The following is a 19,586-nucleotide window of genomic DNA, read 5'->3' as shown; positions in this document are numbered from 1 at the left end:
GCCCTCCGGTCCACCTCACGGCTCGGGAACCCGCAGCGGGAGGAGGTCGGGGCGTTTGGCCTGGATGTGGTCGCCGGAGGACTCGCCACGCAGTCGGCGGCCGATCCACGGCAGGAGGTACTGGCGGGCCCAGTACAGGTCGTCCCGGCGGGAGGCGGTGGGGCCCGGTGTGCCCGGCCAGGGTTCGTCCGGGCTCGTGGGCGGCTCCATGCCCAGCACTTCGGCACACCGCATGGCGACGCGCCGGTGCCCCTCGGGGGACAGATGGAGACGGTCCTCGTCCCACGCCCTGCGGTCCTGGACCGCCCGTAGCGACCACAGGTCGAGCACCGGGCAGCCATGGCGGTCGGCGACCGCGCGCAGATGGCCGTTGTAGGTGGCGATCCTGCCCCTGAGATGGCGCAGCAAGGGGAAGTTGCGGGTGTCGAAGCCGGTGCACACCACCACGGTGCCGACGGTCGTGCGGAGTTCGGTCAGCGCCGCCTCGTAGCGATCGGCGAGGGCGTCCGGGTCGGAGCCGGGCCGCAGGATGTCGTTGCCTCCCGCGCAGAACGTCACCAGATCGGGGGCGAGTTCCTTGGCACGCGGCACCTGCTCGGCGATGATCTGGTCCAGCAGACGCCCACGTACGGCCAGATTGGCGTAGCGGAAGTCCTCTCCGGCCGCCTCCGCCAGCAACTGGGCGAGCCGGTCGGCCCAGCCGACGAAGACTCCACCGGGACCCGGGTCCCCGACACCCTCGGTGAAACTGTCCCCGATCGCCGTGTACGAGGCGATAGGGGGTGCCGTTTCCGATGACCACTTACCTGTCGCGCCTGTCACGATACGCATTTCATCAGGACGGACCGACACGTGCGAAAGCGGGGTCCGGGCCGACCGCACTGCCGACCGGGCTGCCGACCGCGTTCCGGGCCGTGCCGCCTCGTTGTGCCGGGAGGCCCCGCGGGCGGGGTAGGTTTGCGGAGTGAGCGCACGATTCCAAGAGCTCGACTGGCGGCCGACCGAGATGGGAGCCATCAGTCTGCGGCGCCGCCGGGACCCTTCCTCCGGGGCGGACGTGTACGAGGTCAAACTCGATGACGACTTCCTCATGTCCAGCCTCTTCACGGAGGGGGAGGTCGCACTGGCGCGGCTCGGTCTGGCCGCGGCGCCGGAAGGGACCGGGCTGGATGTCGTCGTGGGCGGTCTCGGCCTCGGCTGCACGGCGGAAGCGGCGTTGCGGGACCAGCGGGTGCGCTCGCTGCTGGTCGTCGAGGCGCTCGGTGAAGTGATCGAGTGGCATGAGCGACAGCTGATTCCGGCGGGTGCCCTGCTGCTCGGCGACTCGCGATGCCGTCTGGTGCACGGCGACTTCTTCGCCCTCGCCGCCGATGAGCGGGGCTTCGACCCGCAGACGCCACGGCGGCGCTTCCACGCGATCCTGCTGGACATCGACCACTCGCCGCGGCACGTACTGCGGCCGGGCAACGCCGCCCTCTACGAGCCCGCAGGTCTGCGGCGCCTGGCCGGGAACCTGCACCCCGGCGGTGTCTTCGCCCTGTGGTCCGACGATCCCCCGGACGAGCGTTTCACCGCCGCTCTGCACGAGGTGTTCCAGGAGGCCGAAGCGCAGACGGTCACCTTCGACAACCCGATCCAGGGCGGCACTTCGGCCAACACCGTCTATGTGGCCCGCACTCCGGTGTAGCAGCGCGTGGCGCGACAGCCCGCAGCATCACGGGCATTCGTCGGCGGCGCCATCTCGCTCTGGTCGGTGACACCGCCCCTGCGACCTCGGTCGTCACCGGCCGGGGGTCGGGCATCTCCCTCCTCGGCTCGTGCGTCTTGGCCGTGGAGCCGGCCACGCACACCGGCCACACCGCCGTCCGCTCCGCCGTCGCCGCATCCGCTCCGGCCCTCTGACGTGGGGCGACGAGCCGGTCGCGGCCGCGACCGGCAGGTCCCGATGCGGCGTTTGCCTGGCGGAGCCCGCCGCGCGATCCTGAAAAAGGAGGTACCTGTCAGCCAAGGGAAGAAGGTGCCCTCGATGCGCAAGGTAGCGGACTGCAGGGATTACCCGAGCGAGTCGAACTGCACGCTCACCATCGCCGGTGAGGAGGACGAGGTGGTCCGGGCCGCGGCCGAACACGCTGCCTCCGTCCACGGTCACGCGGACACTCCTGAGCTGCGCGAGGATGTGCGCAAGATGCTGAAGGACGAGAAGTCGCCGCAGGCTGCCTGATCACCGGCGCTCGATCGTTCGGTCCCGGTCGGCCCGGTCGGAACGGCCGTCGGGCCACTCCCCGCCGGGCCCGGCCCCGCGCCTCCGGAGTGCCGGGGCTCCCGCTCACAGCGTCCTGGTCATGAAGACACTGTGCGGGTCTCGCTGGTAGTCGGCGAACGGCTCGCAGTAGGCGAATCCGAATTTCTCGTAGAGCCTGCGTGCCGGCAGGAAGAAGTCCGCCGACCCCGTCTCCAGACTCAGCCGGGCGAACCCCATGGCCCGGGCCTCGGCGAGGATGTGCTGGAGCAGCCGGGACGCCACCCCGCTCCTTCGCCGCACCGGTTTGGTCCGCATCGATTTCAGTTCCGCGTGGAGCGGGTCCAGCGTCTTGAGCGCGCCGCACCCGACCAGAACCTCGCCGTCCAGGGCCGACCAGAACGTTGTTCCGGGCTTGCGCAGACCGTCGAGATCCAGTGCGTGCTTGCTCTCCGGAGGCGTGAGGGACCGCATCTGCTGGACGTGTTCTTCAAGGAACGCGGCCGTCTTCGGGCCGGAAAGATCGTCCACCACGATCTTCAGCTGACTCACCTCGGGCTGCCCCTCCTCGCTCACCTGACGGGACCGGCGGGGCCAAGCGGGGCGCCGCGTCTCACCGGCTCTCCGCTCTTCCCGACTCTTCACGTCGAAGTCCTCGAAGCCGAGGCTATGTCGAGCACGACGAGCGCCACCAGGCGCACCCCTCGACGTACTCTCCACCCCCACCCGCAACCACGCCGCTGCTCCGCCACTGTCCGGGACACCGGCTCCGGGCGCCGCTGACCTGCCCGGACAGCGGGCCGGCCGTCCGGGACAGCGGATTCCTCTTTTCCTGGCGCCGACCGCGCCCAAGGATGCGGGGCATGCGGGCGACTTCCCCGGCGGCGGCGCTGCAGACCACCGTTTCCGCCGGTGACCGGCCGTCCCTCGGCCACGGGGGGCGAGGGACGGCCGGTCACCGGCGGGCGGTCACCCGCGCGCGGACTCGATACGGAACATCTGGTGACGGGCGGTGGTGCAGCGCTGGGCGACGGCCTCCGACCCCTCGGCGGTGACGGGGCGCGCGATGCCGACACAGCCGCCGGCCTCCGTCCGCAGGGTGTACACGTCCTCGTGTCCCCGTACGGGCACGAGACGGAAGAGGTCGGTGCGCTCGCACGCGTCCCAGGGCTCCAGGAGGTCCTTTCCGGGTCCCGTGGTGAGGACCTTGAGGCAGCCGGTGCCGAACTCGGGGTGGTGCCACTGGATACGGTGGCTGCCGCTGCCGGGCTCCGGGCGCAGCTCGGTCGTCTGCGGCCCGGTCCGGTCGCAGGGGCGTTGCACCGCCACCTGCGAGTGATAGCGCTGGTCGCGGACCCGGCCGTCTGTCAGGCACAGCTCCGGTGCGGAGAGGGGACGCAACCGGACGGCGCCGCGCGGCACGTCGGCGGCCGCCGCTCCGGCGCCGGCCTTCGTCTTCCGCGTGGCGTCCGCCGCGGCGGCCGAGTCGGGGTGCCGCTCGCCGCCGCCTGAGTCGCCGCGGGTGCCGAGCACTCCGGCCGTGGCGGCGAGCAGTACGGCGACCGCGAGCGGGACCAGCAGACGGGGCCGCAGCAAGCGACGCGGCAGCGGCGTGCGGGAGTTCTCGGCGACCGACGCGGTGCCGGCGGATCCGGCGGGGGCGCCGGTGGCGGCGGCAGCCCGGGCAGCGGAGGCGCCGGTCGAACCGGCGGCGGGGGCGCCACCGGGGTCGGCACCCTCGCGCTCGGCGAGGCTGTCCCGCAACCGGAGCCAGGTCGCCAGCCGTCGCTCGTGGCCGCAGGCTTTGACGAACGCGGCCAGCAGTTCGGGACGAGGGAGTCTCCTGCCGCTGAGCATGGAAGAGAGCGTGCTGCGTGGGAGGTAGTCGCCGGACGCGGCAGCACGCTCCTCCAGCTGCCGCAGCGTGAGGCCCGACGCCTCCTTGAGCTGTCGCAGGCACTCCAGGAACTCGGAGATGTCCTGAGCATGCGGTAACCCGGTCTTCTCCTGGGAATCCATGCCGTACCCCTATCAGACCGGTACACGCCTGACTACTGGTGTGCGCTGCGCTTCCACCGCAGGACAGGGCGGCTCCACGGCCGTTGATCGTCGCACTTTGCGATCTTCGACGGGGCCGGCGGCCGTCGTTCGGTCAGGTGTCGTCCGTGCAATTGGGCGAAGTCCGAACGCCGGAGCGCCGGCAACCGTGGCCGAGCGCATGCCAAGATTCACGACGCGTACGCTGGACGCATGGCTGACCCGAAACAATCCGAGCTCGACGCCCTGTACGAGGACGCGAACGCGGGCGTGATGGAAGCACGGAAACGCGTCCGCGACGCAGCGGCCGGAGAGGACAGTGCCGGGCTCGACACCGCCTTGGACGAGTTGGAGGCCGCGCTGGCCCATCGGGAGGCGGCGCGGCTGCGGACCCGCGAGGACGCGTGGATCCTCACCGCGCTCGGAGCGGCGAACGCGATCGACCCCGAGTTCCACGGCGGTGATCCGACACAGTCGTCCGACACCGACGACGCCGACGACGGCACTCCGCTGGCCAGCTGAACCACACGCGCGCGCTGCCGACGGCCGACGCGTCGGCGACGACCGGCGGGTCAGCCGGGCAACGAGCGCAGGCGCATCGGTCGCTTTCGTGCCGCCGTCGCCCGTCGGTACACCGCCCCCTGGGTGCGTACACGACCCGGCGATGAAGATCCGCCGTACGCGGCTCCAGCCGTGCCGGTGTGCCGGCACCGGCCGACTAGCCGGATCGTCGGCCGGACGCCCCCGGCCGACGTTGCTCGTCCCATCGGTGGGGGTCGTCCTCCAGTTCGGCGCGGTTCCAGCCGCCGTGCTCGGCTGCTGCCTCGTAGGTGGTCTGCAGGAAGTCGGTCAGTACCCGGTCCGGTTCGGGGGCGGTGCGCACCGCTTCGTACGGCAGCAGGAACTGACCGTTCTGCTCGCTGTAGTAGGCGCTGTCGGGGAGGACGGGGTGGTCCCGGAAGCCGGCCGGTTCGGGGTAGGCGTAGGCGTAGAAGGCGCCCTCCTCGCCGCCACCGGGCCAGAATCCGCAGCTGCTCAGCTCCCGGGAGTAGCCCTCCACCATCACCCAGTCCCCGCAGTGCGGCGCGCCGCCCGGGTGGGTCGGCGCCCGGCGGCCGGAGAACCTGGTGCAGGCCAGGTCCATGGCGCCCCAGAAGAAGTGCACCGGGCTGACCTTGCCGACGAAGCGGGACCGGAACCCGCCCAGTACCCGGTCGGCCTGCAGGAGTTGACGCCAGAACAGATGGGCGGCGTGCGGGTCGTAGGAGGCGTGGACGGTGTCCTCCGGGAAGGGGATCGCCTGCTCCACCTCGTTGGGCCGGTCCTGGATGGGCGTGTCGATACCCAGCTCGTGCAGCGCCTGTGTCACCTCGCCGTAGAACCGGGCGACGGGTTTGGGCTCCAGGGCCACCTGGCGCACGGTGCGGTCGCTGGTGCGGATGCGGAGCCGGTGCTCGACGAAGTCGAACTCGATGTCGAAAGCGCCTGTCGCGTACGGGATCGTCGAGGTGGTGAGGCCGCGCGGGGTGACGTAGAGCGTCACCTGCCACCAGTGGTTGACCAGTGGCGCGTGTGCCAGCCGGATCTTGCCGATGATCTGGGTCCACATATGGAGGGTGTCGCGGGTCCCGGTCCAGTCCGCCACCCGCAGCGCGGGCCACGCGCCGTGCGTGTGCGCCGTCCTCAGCTCCGTCACCGCCGTCCTCCTTCGCCGCCCCTCCCCCGATGGTGGGCCGGGTGCGCCCGGGCGACAACTCGGGCGGCGGCCGACGACCGGGGCGGTTCCGCGCGATCGGCGCCTCGCATCCACTCGTGGACACAGCGTGACACGGGTCGGCTCGTGGGCCTCAGTACGCCGGGGTGAGATCGCCGGTCAGCGGAACCTCGGGGGCCCGGGTGTTGTCGACCAGCGTGAGGCGGGGGCCGAACGCACCCTGGTGCCACTGGCCTCCTGCCAGCGGGATCAGGGCGATGTTGGGGGTGGGGCCCCGGGTCCAGTCGAGGGTGCCGACGACGGTCTCCGTGCGGGTCTTGGCAAGGGTCCGGGCGACGGCCGGGCGGTCGGAGGGGTCGGGGGCGGTGGCCAGCGCGTGGTGGGCGACCTCGAAGAGGGCGTGGGCCAACCCCAGGGGCTGGAGCCAGGACTGTCCGGTCTCCTCCCGGTAGGCGCGGGCGAGATCGGCGCAGCCGGTTCCGTCCAGGCTGGAGCGGTAGGGGTGCTCCGGGCTCCAGTAGACGAGTGTGGCCACCTTCGCCGCGGCCAGTTCGTCGTGCACCTCCCGCGTGCGCGTGGTGTGGGTGTGCGGATAGGTCAGCCAGCGTGAACAGGTGACCAGCCGAGGTGCCGGGCCCACGGTGCGGCTCTGCCGGAGGCACTGGGCCAGATCGGCGGCGGTGGCGGCGCTGGTGATCACCTCGGCGCCGCCCTCGCGCAGCCGGGCGAGATGGGAGCCGAAGTCGGTCGCCGGTTCGCGGTAGCCGCCGGGGTCGATGAGAGTGTGTCCGCGATCGACGGCCACCGGGGCGAAGCCGAACCGCTCGTGGCGCAGCAGCTGTCCTTGGAGGTCGTCGTTCCACAGGCACCCGACGGTCTGCCGGCCCCCGAGCTGTTCCCACAGGTCCGCGAAGACGGCGGCGATGTCGTCCAGCCCCCAGGCGAAGTGGTACGTCCACCGGAAGGTGCGCAGCGGGTCGCCGCCGCGGGCGTATCCGTAGGCCTGCCAGGGAAAGGTCGTCGACACGCACGGCACACCGAGCTCTTCGCAGGCGTCGGCCGCGGCGGGCAGTACCTGCGTGCCGGCCATGGTCACTACGATGCTCGCCCGCTCGTCGTCGGCCAGTTCGCGTACCGCCCGGCGCGCGCCCTCCGGCTGCGAGTGGCTGTCGCGTACCGCGATACGTACGTCATAGGTGCGCCCGCTGTTGTGGAGACGCAGCAGTCGCCGTGTCAGCGTCCGTACGGCGAACGACAGAGGTTCACCGAGCGGCGCGAGCCTCCCGGTCAGTGGTGCCACCACACCGATGCACACCTGCGTCGCCGCCCCGGCCATCGCCACCACCGCTCCCCTACTGCCCCAGGACTCCTCGGTCCGCCGTCGGCCCAGTACTCGGGCGCCGTAGGGATCAACGCTCCACAGGGCGCCGAGTGCGGCCCCTGGAGGAGTGAATCTCGACAAGACGCGTCCGCCTGCGTGTTGCCGAGCAGGCACCGGAGTCGGGGCATCTGTTGTGGGGCGCTCCAGGGGCGGACATACTGCCCGGCAGACGGCAGGCGTGGGGAAACGGGGGCGCCCATGGTCGCGTGGACTGTTTTCGGAGTGTTCCTCTTGGTGGCCCTCGTGCTCATCACCCGATGGACCGTCAAGCCGCCCAATCTCCGTCCCCGCCGGGGCAGGCGCAAAGCGGGCACCGGCGATACCCGACAGGCCTGGACGGCCGGTGAGAACACGGGCTCCGGGGACAGCTGCGGCGGTGGGAGCGGCGGCGGCCCATGACGGGCGCCGCCACACCGGCGCGCCGCCCCTCTGTCACGACGAGCGGCGGCGGATCAGTTCCGTGGGGAGCACCAGCCGCGGCTGGTCGTCGTCCGTCATCTCCCGGCCCTCGGCACGGTGCTGCCCCTGGGGATCGTCCTGGGCGCGGGCCATCAGGTCGAGCAGCATCCGGACCATGGCCCGCCCCATCTCCTCGATCGGCTGCCGTACGGTCGTCAGCGGTGGGTCCATGTGCCGGGCGACGGCCGAGTCGTCGAACCCGACGAGCGCCACGTCGTCCGGCACTCTCCGGCCGGTTTCGCGCAGCGCCAGCCGGGCGCCGGCGGCCATCACGTCCGAAGCGCAGAAGACCGCGTCCACCTCCGGATCCCTGCGCAGCAGTTCGAGCATGCCGCGTCGGCCGCCCTCCTCGGTGAAGTCGCCCTCCGCGACCAGGCGTCCGTCCGGTGGGGTGCGGGTCCTGCCGGCCGCGCGGAGTGCTTCGTGGTACCCCTCCAGCCGGCAGCGGGCCACATACATGTCGAGCGGGCCGGTGATGGTGGCGACCTTCCGCCGCCCTCTGCCCAGCAGATGCTCGACGGCGATCTGGGCGCCGAGGAGGTTGTCGGAGTCGACGTAGGGCAGTTGCTCGGCGTGTGACCGGCGACCGCTGAGGACCGCCGGCATACCGGCGTCCCGCAGCAGGTCGGGCAGCGGATCGTCGCCGTGTATGGACACCAGCAGCACCCCGTCCACCCGGTGTGCCGCGGCGTACTGGGCGAAGCGTTCGCGCCCCCGCTGGTCGCGGATGAGGGTCAGCAGCAGCTGCATGTCCGTGTCGCCGAGCTCCGTGCTGACGCCGCGCAGGATCTCCGAGAAGTAGGGCTCGGCGAAGAGCCGGTTCTCCTGTTCGGGGACGACGAGGGCGATGGCGTCCATGCTGCCGGCGGCCAGCGCCCGCGCGGCGCGGTTGGGGACGTAGCCCAGCTCCGCGACGGCGGCCTGGACCGCGGCACGGGTGCGCTCGCTGACCCGCGGGGAGCCGTTGATGACCCGGGAGGCCGTCCCCCTGCCGACCCCTGCGCGCGCGGCGACCTGTTCCAGGGTCGGCCCGGACTTCCCGGCGCCTTCCGCGCGAGCTGCTGGCATGGACGCGTCCTCCCTTGTCCCGTGCCCTGGCGGGCCCCTTCGTTCCACCGCCCGGCCGGGCGGCTGCTTGCTGCCCTGGTGGGCGCTGTTGTCGGCGCGTCGATCTCGCGTGCCGGGCCCATTCAACTACATCCGGGCCGTCGCAGCTTCGGGAGCGCTCCCTCGGCATACGTCTTGACGGCGCACGGTGACTCGCGCATGCTGCAACGCATCGATGGGAGCGCTCCCACTGCTTGCGCTTCGGACGCTCCCTGCTTTTCGCGGGTCCGGGAGGGACGGCACAGCCATGCGTACGACCAGGAAGAGAACCATGCGGCACCCACTCCGCAGCCGGCCCGCCGCCTACGGCCTCGTGGCCGTACTGGGGGCGGGATTGCTGGCCGGGTGCGCCGAGGACGGCGGCGGCTCGGACAGCGGCGACGGAAAGACGACCATCTCGGTCGGGGTGTTCGGCGTCTTCGGCTACAAGCAGGCCGGCCTCTACGACGAGTACGAGAAGCTCCACCCCGACATCCGGATCAAGGAGAACTCCACAGAGCGCAACGAGGACTACTACCCGGCCCTGCTGAACCACCTGACCGCCAACAGCGGACTGAGCGACATCCAGGCCGTCGAGGTCGACAACATCAACGAGGTCGCCGGCCTGCACTCGGACAAGCTGGTCGACATGTCCAAGGTCGACGGAGTGCGCAAGTCCGACTGGCTCGAGTGGAAGTGGAACCAGGCGAAGGCCGAGAACGGCCAGGTCGTCGGCCTCGGCACGGACATCGGCCCGATGGGCGTGTGCTACCGCAAGGACCTGTTCGAGAAGGCCGGGCTGCCCACCGACCGGGACGAGGTGGGCAAGCTGTGGGAGGGCGACTGGTCGAAGTACGTCGAGGCCGGTGAGAAGTACATGAAGTCGGCGCCCAAGGGCACCGCGTTCATGGACGGAGCGGCCGGTCTCTACAACGGAGCCGTCTCCAGCTACCCGGTCAAGTACTACAACGCCGCCGGCGAGCTGGTCTACAAGAAGAGCGAGGCCGTCCAGGAGTCCTGGGACCTGTCCATGCGGGCCATCAAGGGCGAGATGACCGGCAAGCTCAAGCAGTTCGACAAGGAGTGGGACCAGGCGTACGCCAACGGCGACTTCGCCAGCGTGGTCTGCCCGCCCTGGATGCTCGGCTACATCAAGGAGAAGGCCGGCGACAAGGGCGCCGGCAAGTGGGATGTGGCAGCGGCGCCGAAGCCCGCCAACTGGGGCGGCTCGTTCCTGACCGTCCCCAAGGGCGGCAAGAACGAGAAGGAAGCCGTCAAGCTCGCCAAGTGGCTCACCGCACCCGAGCAGCAGGCCAAGCTCTTCGAGAAGCAGGCCAGCTTCCCCAGTTCGAAGGCCGCGTACCCGCTGCCCGAGGTGAAGGACGCCAAGCACCCGTACTTCGACAACGCGCCCATCGGGAAGATCTTCTCCGCTGCGGCCGAGGGCATTCCCACCACCCCGCTCGGCCCGAAGGACCAGGTCATCAAGACGACCATCTCCGACATCGGCATCCTCCAGGTGGAACAGCAGGGCAAGAAGCCCGAGGAGGGCTGGAACGCCGCGGTGAAGAAGATCGATGACGTCGTCGAGGACTGAGCCACTCCCCGGCGTCCGGGAAGCCGGGCGTCCCGCTCCGGCGGACGGCGACCGCGAGCGCTCCCCGGAGCGCCGCGGCCGCCGCCGCCACCGGTGGGACGCCCGGTGGAGCCCCTACGCCTTCATCGCACCGTTCTTCGTCTTCTTCGCCGCCTTCGGGCTGTTCCCGCTGCTGTACACGGGCTGGGCCTCGCTGCACAAGGTGTCGTTGCACGACCCCACCCACATGGAATGGGTCGGGATGCGCAACTTCTCCCGGCTGCTGGAGGACGACTTCTTCTGGAACGCGCTGCAGAACACCTTCACCATCGGCGTGATGTCCACCGTCCCGCAGCTGCTGATGGCCCTGGGACTGGCCCATCTGCTCAACTACAAGCTGCGCGGGTCGACGTTCTTCCGCGTCGCCATGCTCACCCCGTACGCCACCTCCGTCGCCGCGGCGACGCTGGTGTTCACGATGCTGTACGGCCGCGACTACGGCATGATCAACTGGGGTCTCGGACTGGTCGGCATCGACAACATCGACTGGGAGAACGGCACCTGGACATCGCAGCTGGCCGTCTCGTCCATCGTCATCTGGCGGTGGACCGGTTACAACACGCTGATCTACCTCGCCGCCATGCAGGCCGTCCCCGACGATCTGTACGAGTCCGCGGCGCTGGACGGGGCCAACCGCTGGCAGCAGTTCCTGCACGTGACCATTCCCTCGCTGCGGCCGACGATCCTGTTCACCGTGGTCGTCTCCACCATCGGCGCCACCCAGCTCTTCGGTGAGCCGCTGCTGTTCGGCGGCTCGCAGACCGGCGGCGGCTCGCACCAGTACCAGACGCTTGGGCTCTATCTGTACGAACAGGGCTGGTTCGACTTCCAGCTCGGCCGGGCCTCCGCCATCGCCTGGACGATGTTCCTGATCCTCATCGTGATCGGCCTGGTCAACTGGCTGATCGCCCGACGTCTCAACAAGACCCACTGAAGGGGGCGGGACATGCTGCCAACCACGGCCCAGCGCCGCACCCGTACGGCCGCCGGGGCAACTGACGGGCCGAGCACCGCCACCACCGGCGGGAAGACCCCGAAGGCGGATCCCCGCAGGTCCACGCGGAAGGCCGGAAGCGCCGGCCGGCACCTGCACGCGGGACGGATCACCTACGGCATCCTGCTGCTCTTCACCGCCGGATCGCTCTTCCCGTTGATCTGGACCGCCATCGCGGCCTCCCGGAACAACCAGCGGCTGGCCGAGACCCCGCCACCGTTCTGGTTCGGCGGAAACCTGTTCAGCAACATGACCACCGCGTGGCAGGACGCGAACATGGGCAAGGCGCTGCTGAACACCACGTTCGTGGCCGGCAGCATCGCACTGAGCACCGTGCTGTTCGCGACGCTCGCCGGGTACGCCTTCGCCAAGCTGCGGTTCCGGGCGAAGAATCTGCTGCTGATGATGGTCATCGGCACGATGATGGTGCCGCCGCAGCTGAGTGTCGTACCGCTGTTCATGGCGATTGCCGAACTGGAGTGGACCAACCAGCTGCAGGCGGTGATCCTGCCGATGATGGTCAACGCGTTCGGCGTCTTCTTCATGCGTCAGTACCTGGTCAACGCGCTGCCGACCGAACTGATCGAGGCCGCGCGGGTGGACGGGGCGCACAGTCTGCGGATCGTGTGGCACGTCGTCTTCCCCGTCGCCCGGCCGGCGATGGCCGTGCTGGGGATGCTGACGTTCGTGCTGGCCTGGAACGAGTTCTTCTGGCCGATCATCGCGCTCACCCAGGACAACCCGACCGTCCAGGTCGCTCTGACCGGTCTCGGCCGCGGCTACATCCCCGACGAGTCCGTCATCATGGCGGGCGCCCTGCTGGGCACCCTGCCGCTGCTGCTCGCCTTCACCCTGTTCGGCAAGCAGATCGTCGGCGGAGTCATGCAGGGAGCCGTCAAGGGGTGACCACGACCCCGCACGGCCCCGGGGTCGTGGGACCCGGGCCCGTGCGGCCGGGAGCCGTGGGGGAGGCCGTGTGGGGCGGCTTCCCTCCGGCTCCCCCTCCTCCGTCCCCAGCCGCCGTCTTCCCGCCGTCCCCGCCGCCCGACTCCGCCCACCCCCGTTCCCTCCGTTCTTCCCCGCTCTCGCCATCCTTCGCTGTTCTCCCTGTTCTCCCTGTTCTCGCTGTTCCCTCTTCTCCTCCCCCTCCCCGTTCCACTGCACCACGACGAACCAGGGCACGGCTGTGCCCGCACACCTTGGGAGCGTTCCTATGACATCCGTGCAGGCTGATACCGCGGTGGACACCGCCGCCCCCCTCCGCTTCCCCACCGGCTTCCTGTGGGGCGCTTCCACCGCCGCCTACCAGATCGAGGGCGCGGTGGAGGAGGACGGTCGCACCCCGTCCATCTGGGACACCTTCTCCCACACCCCGGGCAAGGTGGCCGGTGGTGACACCGGGGACGTGGCCTGCGACCACTACCACCGCTACCGGGACGACGTGGCGCTGATGGCGGAACTGGGCCTGGGCGCCTACCGCTTCTCCGTCTCCTGGTCCCGCGTCCAGCCCACCGGGCGCGGACCGGCCCACCAGCGCGGCCTCGACTTCTACCGCGCGCTGACCGACGAACTCCTCACCGCGGGCATCACCCCGGTCCTCACCCTCTACCACTGGGACCTCCCCCAGGAGCTGGAGGAGGCCGGAGGCTGGCCGGCGCGGGAGACCGCCTACCGCTTCGCGGAGTACGCCGGGATCGTCGCCGAAGCGCTCGGCGACCGCGTCGAGCTGTGGACGACCCTGAACGAGCCGTGGTGCAGCGCCTTCCTCGGCTACGGCTCCGGCGTGCACGCGCCCGGCCGCACCGACCCCGTCGCCGCCCTGCGCGCGGCACACCACCTCAACCTCGGCCACGGCCTGGCCGTACAGGTGCTGCGTGCTGCGCTCCCGGACCGGGCACGCCTGAGTGTCAGCCTCAACCCGGCCGCCGTACGCCCCCGTACCGAGAGCCCTGCCGACCAGGACGCGGCTCGCCGTATCGACGCACTCGCCACCCGTGTCTTCACCGGGCCCATGCTGCACGGCAGGTACGACGAGGACCTGCTGACCGACACGGCCCACCTCACCGACTGGTCCTTCGTCCGGGACGGCGACCCGGCCCTCGCCCACCAGCCGCTCGACGGGGTCTGCCTGAACTACTACACCCCGACCGTCGTGTCCGCCGCGCCGGAGGGCACCGTGCCCGAGCGCAACGACGGACACGGTGGCGGCGCCCACTCACCCTGGCCGGGTGCGGACCGGGTCGCCTTCCACCAGCCGCCCGGCAACCGCACAGCCATGGGCTGGAGCATCGACCCCAGCGGCTTGACCGAACTCCTCCTGCGCTTCCACCGCGAGGCACCCGGAACCTCTCTCTACGTGACCGAGAACGGCGCCTCCTACCCCGACGTGCCGGACGCCGAGGGCCGGTTCCACGACCCGGAGCGCATCGCGTACGTCCACCGCCATCTGCAGGCAGTGCACCAGGCGATCCGGGAAGGCGCCGATGTGCGGGGCTACTTCATGTGGTCGCTGCTGGACAACTTCGAGTGGGCGTGGGGCTACGACAAGCGCTTCGGCCTGGTGCACGTCGACTACCAGACCCAGCGGCGCACCCCGAAGTCCAGCGCTTCCTGGTACTCGCGAATCGCCCGCTCCGGGGAGCTGCCGGCGGAGTGACCTTTGACGGTGTGCGCGCCCGGGAGCGGGGCCGCCGCGTCACTCGCCGTCGTAGACCAGCAGCCCGTCCTTGCGCAGCCGCGCCCCGGCAGTGGGCGGGTGCTCGGTGAGGCGGCCGTCGTGGGCGAGGTGCAGCACGGGCCGCCCGCGGGCCAGTAGCGCGAAGTCGGCGATGATCCGGCGGTGGCAGCGCCACCACACCGACTCACCGCACAGCACAGCCGTACGGGTGCCTTCGGCGTCGCGCAGCAGCTCCTCCATGGCGGCGAGGAAGTCGGGGCTGCGGGTGTGCCCGGCATAGCCCCGGAAGGAAGCGTTGCGCCAGAAGGTGTCGGGCGAGTCCGGCGCGGCCCGGCGGAAGCCGCCGAGCCGCTGCTCCCAGCGGTAGTCGACGCCCTCGGCGGGCAGCCACTCGCGCAGCGCTTCGCGGTGCACGTCGGGGTTGCGTCGGCTGCCGGGCGCTGTCCGTACGTCCACGACGGACCTGACCTCGGCCCCGTGCAGCAGACGGGCGAGTTCCTGGCGGCCGGCTGTGCCGTGGCCGAGGGTCAGCAGCGGCTGGGCGCTCTCCTCCACCCGCCCAGGATGGCACCGGCCCGACGACATCGGCGTGACCTGGACTGTCGCGGCAGTGGCGGCAAGTTTCGTTGCCGGGCTGGCAAACTGGTGGCATGGACGACGACCTTGACCAAGCCCTCGACGCAGTCGGACCCCGGCTCCGCGCGCTGCGGCGGCAGCGCGACACCACGCTGGTCGAGCTGTCGGCGACGACCGGCATCTCGGTGAGCACGCTCTCCCGGCTGGAGTCGGGCACCCGCCGCCCGACCCTGGAACTCCTGCTCCCGCTGGCCAAGGCCCACGGTGTCACGCTCGACGAGCTCGTCGACGCACCACCCACCGGGGACCCCCGCATCCATCTGCGCCCGGTCACGGCACACGGCATGACCATGCTGCCCCTCACCCGCCGGGCCGGCGGCATCCAGGCCTACAAGCTCGTCATCCCGCCCAGCACCGCCCGGCAGGAACCCGAGCTGCAGACCCACGACGGCTACGACTGGGTCTACGTCCTCAACGGGCGGCTGCGGCTCGTCCTGGGCGAACACGATCTGGAGCTCGCGCCGGGCGAAGCGGCCGAATTCGACACCCGGGTACCGCACTGGTTCGGTGCCGCGGCCGCCGAGCCTGTCGAAATCCTCAGCCTCTTCGGCAGACAGGGCGAACGCACCCACCTGCGCGCCCGCCCCAGCACGGCACGCTCGGAGGAAACCGCCACCTCCTGAGACCGCGTACGCCCGCCCCGGTCGCCGCTGCCCGTTATGGCAGCGGCGGCTGTACCCGAACCGGTGGGCACGGCGGTGCAGCCCGACCCTCACTTGGCGGCCGACCGTCACCGAGGGGTGCTGTGGTGCTCGACACGGTCGGGCGGCCGCGTGGTCCGCGCAGTGCGCTGCAGACCCGCCGGGCTGTCAGGAGCGTTCGCCCGGTCCGCGCCGATCGGCAGCAGCCGCCCTCCGAGCAGTACCGCGCAGGCCGCGACGGCCCGCAGTCCGCCGGCCAGGAAGGTGGCCCGCACGTCGGCGAGGTGCAGGACCAGTCCGCCGAGCGCGGCACCCGCCGCGATACCGGCGTTGTAGGCACCGGAATTCGCCGCGAGCGCGATGTCCGTGCGGCCCGGGGCGCAGTGCAGCATCTCGTTCTGAGTGGTCATGAACACCGGCCCGAGCGCGCCACCCACCAGCACCAGGAACACCACCGCCGCCATCGGACGACTGCCGGCCGTGTACAGCCCGAGCATGCCCACTGCCTGCGTGGCCACGGCCGTGGGCAGCGCGGAGTGCGGGAAGCGATCCAGCAGTGCCCCCGTGATGCTCACTCCGGCCAGACACGCGACTCCGAACACCACGAGCAGTCCACTGACCGTGTCGGTGGCGAACCCGCTCACGTCTCCGAGGGACTTCACGATGTAGGTGTAGCTCGCGAAAGCCCCGGTGGCGGACAGGGTTCCGGCCGCCAGCACGGTTCCGAAGCGGCGGACGTCGGGGCTGCTGCCGTAGGCGGCGTGCTCCTCCTCCGGACGCGTGGCCGGCAGCAGCCGAGTCCCAACCCCGCCAGGACGGCGATCGGCACCGGCCAGTCGCTGTGTTGGCCCAGCCAGGTTCCGGCGGGGACACCGAGCACGAGGGCGAGCGAACCGGCCACGGACAGGGCACCGATCACCCGCCCGCGCACCCCGGGCGCGAACAGGCCCACCGCGACCGTCACGGCGTACCCGGTGACCAGCAGGCCGACCGCTGACACCGGCACCCGCAGACTCGCGGCGATGAGTTCCAGGAGGCCGACCGGCAGGTTCTCCGCGGTGTTGAAGGTGAAGGCGGCCAGCATCAGGGCCCCGAGCACCGCCCACCTGTGCCATGGGGCCGCCCGCGTCGTGGCCATACGGTCTCCCGGTCTGTGCCCGCCTCGCCGGTCGCGCCCGTTGCGGCGCGCCGTCCATGGGAGTACCTCACCGGGCCGACCGGTCCGGCCGCAAACGGATTGTCCGCCGCGGGGCGAGGCCACGCCCAGGTGGTCGGGCATGGGCTGCAGGGCCGCCCTCCGCCCGGATGTGGACGCGTCCGGGAGCGGCGAGGGGCTGTCCCGGGAGCGGCGAGGGCTATTGCTGGCCCGCGAAGCGGGCCGGGGTGAGCGGGGCCAGTGAGTCCTTGTCCACGCCGCTGAACCGTGCGGGGCGGAACTGCGCCAGCAGTGCGCTCTCCTTCCCCGCGACGATCTCCTCGGCCGCGAGCCGGCCGAGGAGGGGGCCGAGGGTGATGCCGCTGTGCGTGGCGATCGCGTACACCGCACCGGAGGCGCTGAAGCCCGCGGCGGTCCTACCGTCGGCGGGCATCGACCGCCGGCCGACGCGCAGGGACTCCAGATACGCCCCCTCGGTGCCGGCCAGCAGGTTCCGCAGCCGCGTGCACAGCTCCCGGGCGTGGGTGCCGTCGGCGGGCGGGACATCGGCCGGGTCCGCGTCGCCGTCCAGGTCGAGGCCCTGCACCACGAGCCGCCCCCCGCCCTCGGGCCGTACGTTCAACTCGGGTGTCGTGAGGACCCGGCCCACACGGGAGGGCAGCGGTGCGGTGTAGCCGAGCAGGCCGACGGTGGCCGAACCCGCCGCGTCCGGGTCGGCCATCGGCAGCGCCATGCCGGATCGCCCTGCCAGCGCCTCCGTCCAGCGGCCGGTCGCCAGTACGGCGGTGTCGAAGTGCTCGGCGGCACCGGAGGCCAGGGCCACGCGGGCGCCGCCGCCGTCCTCCGTGATGCCGGTGACCTCCTCGGGGCAGCGCAGCTTCGCACCGTGGTCCCGTGCCTCGCCCCACAGCCGGGCCAGCAGCGCCACGGGCAGCACGTACCCCTCCTGCGGGTACCAGGCCACCTCGGACACCTCCGGCGGTGTCCGCAGGTCCGGGACCAGTTCACGGGCGCGCGCCGCGGTGATCCACTCGACGGGGTAGGCGCGGTCGCGCAGTTCGTCGACGGCGGCGGACAGGCGCTCCCGGCCCGCGCCGTGTGCCCATTCGAGGTTGCCGCTGGGGAAGAACCACTGACCTCCGGCCTCCTGGAGCGCCTGGTGTTCGGCGATGCCGGCGACGTTCAGCTCGTGGTAGGCCAGCGGGTTCTTCTGGTGGGAGTTGATCCAGGCGAACGAGGTGCCGGTGGTGCCCGCGGCGGGCGCCGTACGCTCGAAGACCGTCACCTCCGCGCCTGCCAGCGCCAGTGACCTGGCGACGCTCGCCCCGATGACTCCCAGTCCCACGACAGCGGTACGCATGGGTGGTGCTCCTCTCAGTTCTCCACAGTGGACAGGCTCTCGCCGGTGCCCTCGGCGCCGTCGTCGGCGTCACCGGCGCCGCCCGTACCGGCCGGCGCGCCGGGTCGCCTGCCGACTCCGGGGAGGAGGAGCAGGACGAGCAGCGCGAGTGCGGATGCCCCGATCCCGTAGACGGCGTACGGCACCGTGGTGTCGGCGAGTTGGGCTGCCGCGCAGCCCGCGATACCGGCGAGCATGCTGCTCAGTGCGGCGGCGGGCCGCAGGGCGAAGCGCTTGCGCAGCAGGTAGCCGCCGAACACCGGGACCGCCAAGGTGGCCGCCGAGTAGGCGTAGCTGGCGACCAGCCAGTCCAGCGCGCTGGGGAAGGCGATGGCCAGCGCGGCGGCGAGCCCGGCGACGAGCACCGTGATGAGCCGGGACAGCGACACCGTCTCCCGGTCGCCGCGGTTGCTGCCGAACACGTTCTGGCACAGGTCGCGGATGACGTTGGCGACGACGGACTGCAGCGCCGCGCCGGTCGTCGAGATGATGGTCGCGACCAGGAAGGCGCCGTAGACGACGAGCAGCGCTGCGGGCAGCCGTGTGATCAGCCAGCCCGCCGCGTTCTCCGCGTTGCCCAGCCCGGGGTTCATCGCACGTACGGCGAGGCCGATGCACCCCGCGTACAGCCCGCCCACCAGGATCGTCAGCCCGGACAGCACCAGGCCCCGGCGGGCGTCGGAGACCTTCTTGGTGGCGAACACCCGCTGGAAGTACAGCTGATTGGTCAGAGTGCCGGGCACGATTGCCGCCACCCACAGCCAGATCTGCTCGCCGCCGACGGCGAACACCGCCTGGGGCCGCCACAGTTCGTCCGGCACCTCGGCGGTCACCTCGCCCCAGCCACCGGCCAGATGGATCGCGTAGCCGGCCACGCCCAGCGACATCAGTATCGCGAAGACCCCGAAGACGAAGTCCGTCCACACCACGGATGTCAGACCGCCGGGGAGTACGAAGATGAGCGAGCCCACCATGATCGTGAGGACGAGTGTGGTCGCGGGGATGCCGGTGAGCTGCCCGAAGAGCTTGGCGAAGGCCACGAACTGGGTGGCCAGCCAGCCGAAGGGCACGATCAGCGCGGCCAGGCCGGCCATCGCGGTGACCGGTCTGCTGGCTCCGAACAGCCTGCTGATGATGTCCGGCACGGTCGTGAAGCGCTGTTCGCGCAGCCAGCGGGCGATCAGGGTCAGGCCGAGGAAGCCCAGCAGCACACAGCCCTCGTAGGCGAACACGGACCAGCCCGCCGCATAGGCGATGCCGACGTGGGCGATGAGTACCCCACCGCCGACGGCAGTGGCGAACTGGGTGATGACGACGACCCCGAGGGGAAGCGACTCGGGGGCCGCGAGCCAGTCGCGGGAATTCTTCGCGCGTCTGCCGAAGTACATCGACAGCAGGGCGCCCAACGCGATGATCAGCAGACTGGCGAGGACGATGGCGGTGATCTGGCCGGTCGACTTTCCGGGCATGGCCTGCCTCCGTGGGCATGACGGGACCAGCACACGTGCTGTGGCTTCGCACGTGTGGCGGG

At 71.2% G+C, this 19,586-nt stretch carries 17 protein-coding genes and 1 pseudogene; 8 read left to right on the top strand and 10 right to left on the bottom strand.

Annotated features, from left to right (window positions below; all coding sequences use genetic code 11):
- Positions 1–15 precede the first annotated feature (15 nt).
- A complete protein-coding gene (locus JW613_RS20050; RefSeq protein ID WP_307865961.1) occupies positions 16–822 on the bottom strand; it encodes an SGNH/GDSL hydrolase family protein in 807 nt (268 codons plus the stop codon).
- Between the two features lie 142 nt (positions 823–964).
- Between JW613_RS20050 and JW613_RS20045 the strand changes: the two genes are divergently transcribed.
- Positions 965–1,687, top strand: coding sequence for a polyamine aminopropyltransferase (locus JW613_RS20045; protein WP_209212206.1), 723 nt, complete (start codon positions 965–967; stop codon positions 1,685–1,687).
- Between the two features lie 339 nt (positions 1,688–2,026).
- Positions 2,027–2,221: a DUF1059 domain-containing protein gene (locus JW613_RS20040; RefSeq protein ID WP_185016137.1), complete on the top strand. Its 195-nt coding sequence runs from the start codon at positions 2,027–2,029 to the stop codon at positions 2,219–2,221.
- Positions 2,222–2,326: 105 nt separating this feature from the next.
- Here JW613_RS20040 and JW613_RS20035 read toward each other — a convergent pair whose 3' ends face one another.
- Complete coding sequence (locus JW613_RS20035; RefSeq protein WP_209212388.1) at positions 2,327–2,782, bottom strand: GNAT family N-acetyltransferase; 456 nt, start codon at positions 2,780–2,782, stop codon at positions 2,327–2,329.
- A 426-nt stretch (positions 2,783–3,208) separates the two neighbouring features.
- On the bottom strand, positions 3,209–4,258 hold the full coding sequence (locus JW613_RS20030; RefSeq protein WP_209212205.1) for a helix-turn-helix domain-containing protein: 1,050 nt from the start codon (positions 4,256–4,258) through the stop codon (positions 3,209–3,211).
- Between the two features lie 231 nt (positions 4,259–4,489).
- Between JW613_RS20030 and JW613_RS20025 the strand changes: the two genes are divergently transcribed.
- On the top strand, positions 4,490–4,798 hold the full coding sequence (locus JW613_RS20025) for a hypothetical protein (protein ID WP_245226002.1): 309 nt from the start codon (positions 4,490–4,492) through the stop codon (positions 4,796–4,798).
- A 196-nt stretch (positions 4,799–4,994) separates the two neighbouring features.
- Here the strand turns inward: JW613_RS20025 and JW613_RS20020 are convergent, their stop codons facing one another.
- From JW613_RS20020 to JW613_RS20010, 3 genes are all read right to left on the bottom strand, one after another.
- Complete coding sequence (locus JW613_RS20020) at positions 4,995–5,972, bottom strand: DUF5996 family protein (protein ID WP_307865960.1); 978 nt, start codon at positions 5,970–5,972, stop codon at positions 4,995–4,997.
- Between the two features lie 151 nt (positions 5,973–6,123).
- The gene (locus JW613_RS20015) at positions 6,124–7,452 is read right to left on the bottom strand and encodes an ABC transporter substrate-binding protein (protein ID WP_245226001.1); all 1,329 of its coding nucleotides are present in this window, start codon (positions 7,450–7,452) and stop codon (positions 6,124–6,126) included.
- 351 nt (positions 7,453–7,803) lie between these two features.
- A complete protein-coding gene (locus JW613_RS20010) occupies positions 7,804–8,898 on the bottom strand; it encodes a LacI family DNA-binding transcriptional regulator (RefSeq protein ID WP_209212204.1) in 1,095 nt (364 codons plus the stop codon).
- Between the two features lie 286 nt (positions 8,899–9,184).
- On the opposite strand from JW613_RS20010, the gene JW613_RS20005 reads away from it, so the two are divergent.
- From JW613_RS20005 to JW613_RS19990, 4 genes are all read left to right on the top strand, one after another.
- A complete protein-coding gene (locus JW613_RS20005) occupies positions 9,185–10,513 on the top strand; it encodes an ABC transporter substrate-binding protein (protein ID WP_209212203.1) in 1,329 nt (442 codons plus the stop codon).
- Positions 10,494–11,486 (top strand): carbohydrate ABC transporter permease, encoded by a 993-nt coding sequence (locus JW613_RS20000; protein ID WP_209212202.1) that lies wholly within the window; start codon positions 10,494–10,496, stop codon positions 11,484–11,486. The genes JW613_RS20005 and JW613_RS20000 overlap by 20 nt, the downstream gene beginning before the upstream one ends.
- Positions 11,487–11,501: 15 nt before the next feature.
- Positions 11,502–12,452 (top strand): carbohydrate ABC transporter permease, encoded by a 951-nt coding sequence (locus JW613_RS19995; protein ID WP_372447972.1) that lies wholly within the window; start codon positions 11,502–11,504, stop codon positions 12,450–12,452.
- Positions 12,453–12,759: 307 nt separating this feature from the next.
- Positions 12,760–14,202 carry a GH1 family beta-glucosidase gene (locus tag JW613_RS19990; RefSeq protein WP_209212201.1) on the top strand — a complete coding sequence of 481 codons (1,443 nt, stop codon included), beginning with the start codon at positions 12,760–12,762 and terminating at the stop codon, positions 14,200–14,202.
- A gap of 39 nt (positions 14,203–14,241) precedes the next feature.
- Here the strand turns inward: JW613_RS19990 and JW613_RS19985 are convergent, their stop codons facing one another.
- The gene (locus tag JW613_RS19985; protein WP_209212200.1) at positions 14,242–14,808 is read right to left on the bottom strand and encodes a DUF488 domain-containing protein; all 567 of its coding nucleotides are present in this window, start codon (positions 14,806–14,808) and stop codon (positions 14,242–14,244) included.
- Positions 14,809–14,873: 65 nt separating this feature from the next.
- Between JW613_RS19985 and JW613_RS19980 the strand changes: the two genes are divergently transcribed.
- Positions 14,874–15,482: a helix-turn-helix domain-containing protein gene (locus JW613_RS19980; RefSeq protein ID WP_209212199.1), complete on the top strand. Its 609-nt coding sequence runs from the start codon at positions 14,874–14,876 to the stop codon at positions 15,480–15,482.
- A 107-nt stretch (positions 15,483–15,589) separates the two neighbouring features.
- On the opposite strand, the pseudogene JW613_RS19975 reads toward JW613_RS19980, so the two are convergent.
- The 3 genes and pseudogenes from JW613_RS19975 to JW613_RS19965 all read right to left on the bottom strand — a co-directional run bounded on the left by JW613_RS19975 (position 15,590) and on the right by JW613_RS19965 (position 19,524).
- Positions 15,590–16,638 (bottom strand): annotated as a pseudogene (locus tag JW613_RS19975) (MFS transporter).
- Between the two features lie 217 nt (positions 16,639–16,855).
- On the bottom strand, positions 16,856–18,016 hold the full coding sequence (locus JW613_RS19970; protein ID WP_209212198.1) for an NAD(P)/FAD-dependent oxidoreductase: 1,161 nt from the start codon (positions 18,014–18,016) through the stop codon (positions 16,856–16,858).
- 14 nt (positions 18,017–18,030) lie between these two features.
- On the bottom strand, positions 18,031–19,524 hold the full coding sequence (locus JW613_RS19965) for a sodium:solute symporter family protein (protein WP_209212197.1): 1,494 nt from the start codon (positions 19,522–19,524) through the stop codon (positions 18,031–18,033).
- Positions 19,525–19,586 lie beyond the last annotated feature (62 nt).

It is taken from the genome of Streptomyces smyrnaeus (genome assembly GCF_017676345.1).
Lineage (GTDB): Bacteria > Actinomycetota > Actinomycetes > Streptomycetales > Streptomycetaceae > Streptomyces > Streptomyces smyrnaeus.
This window is presented reverse-complemented; position numbering and strand designations above follow the sequence as displayed.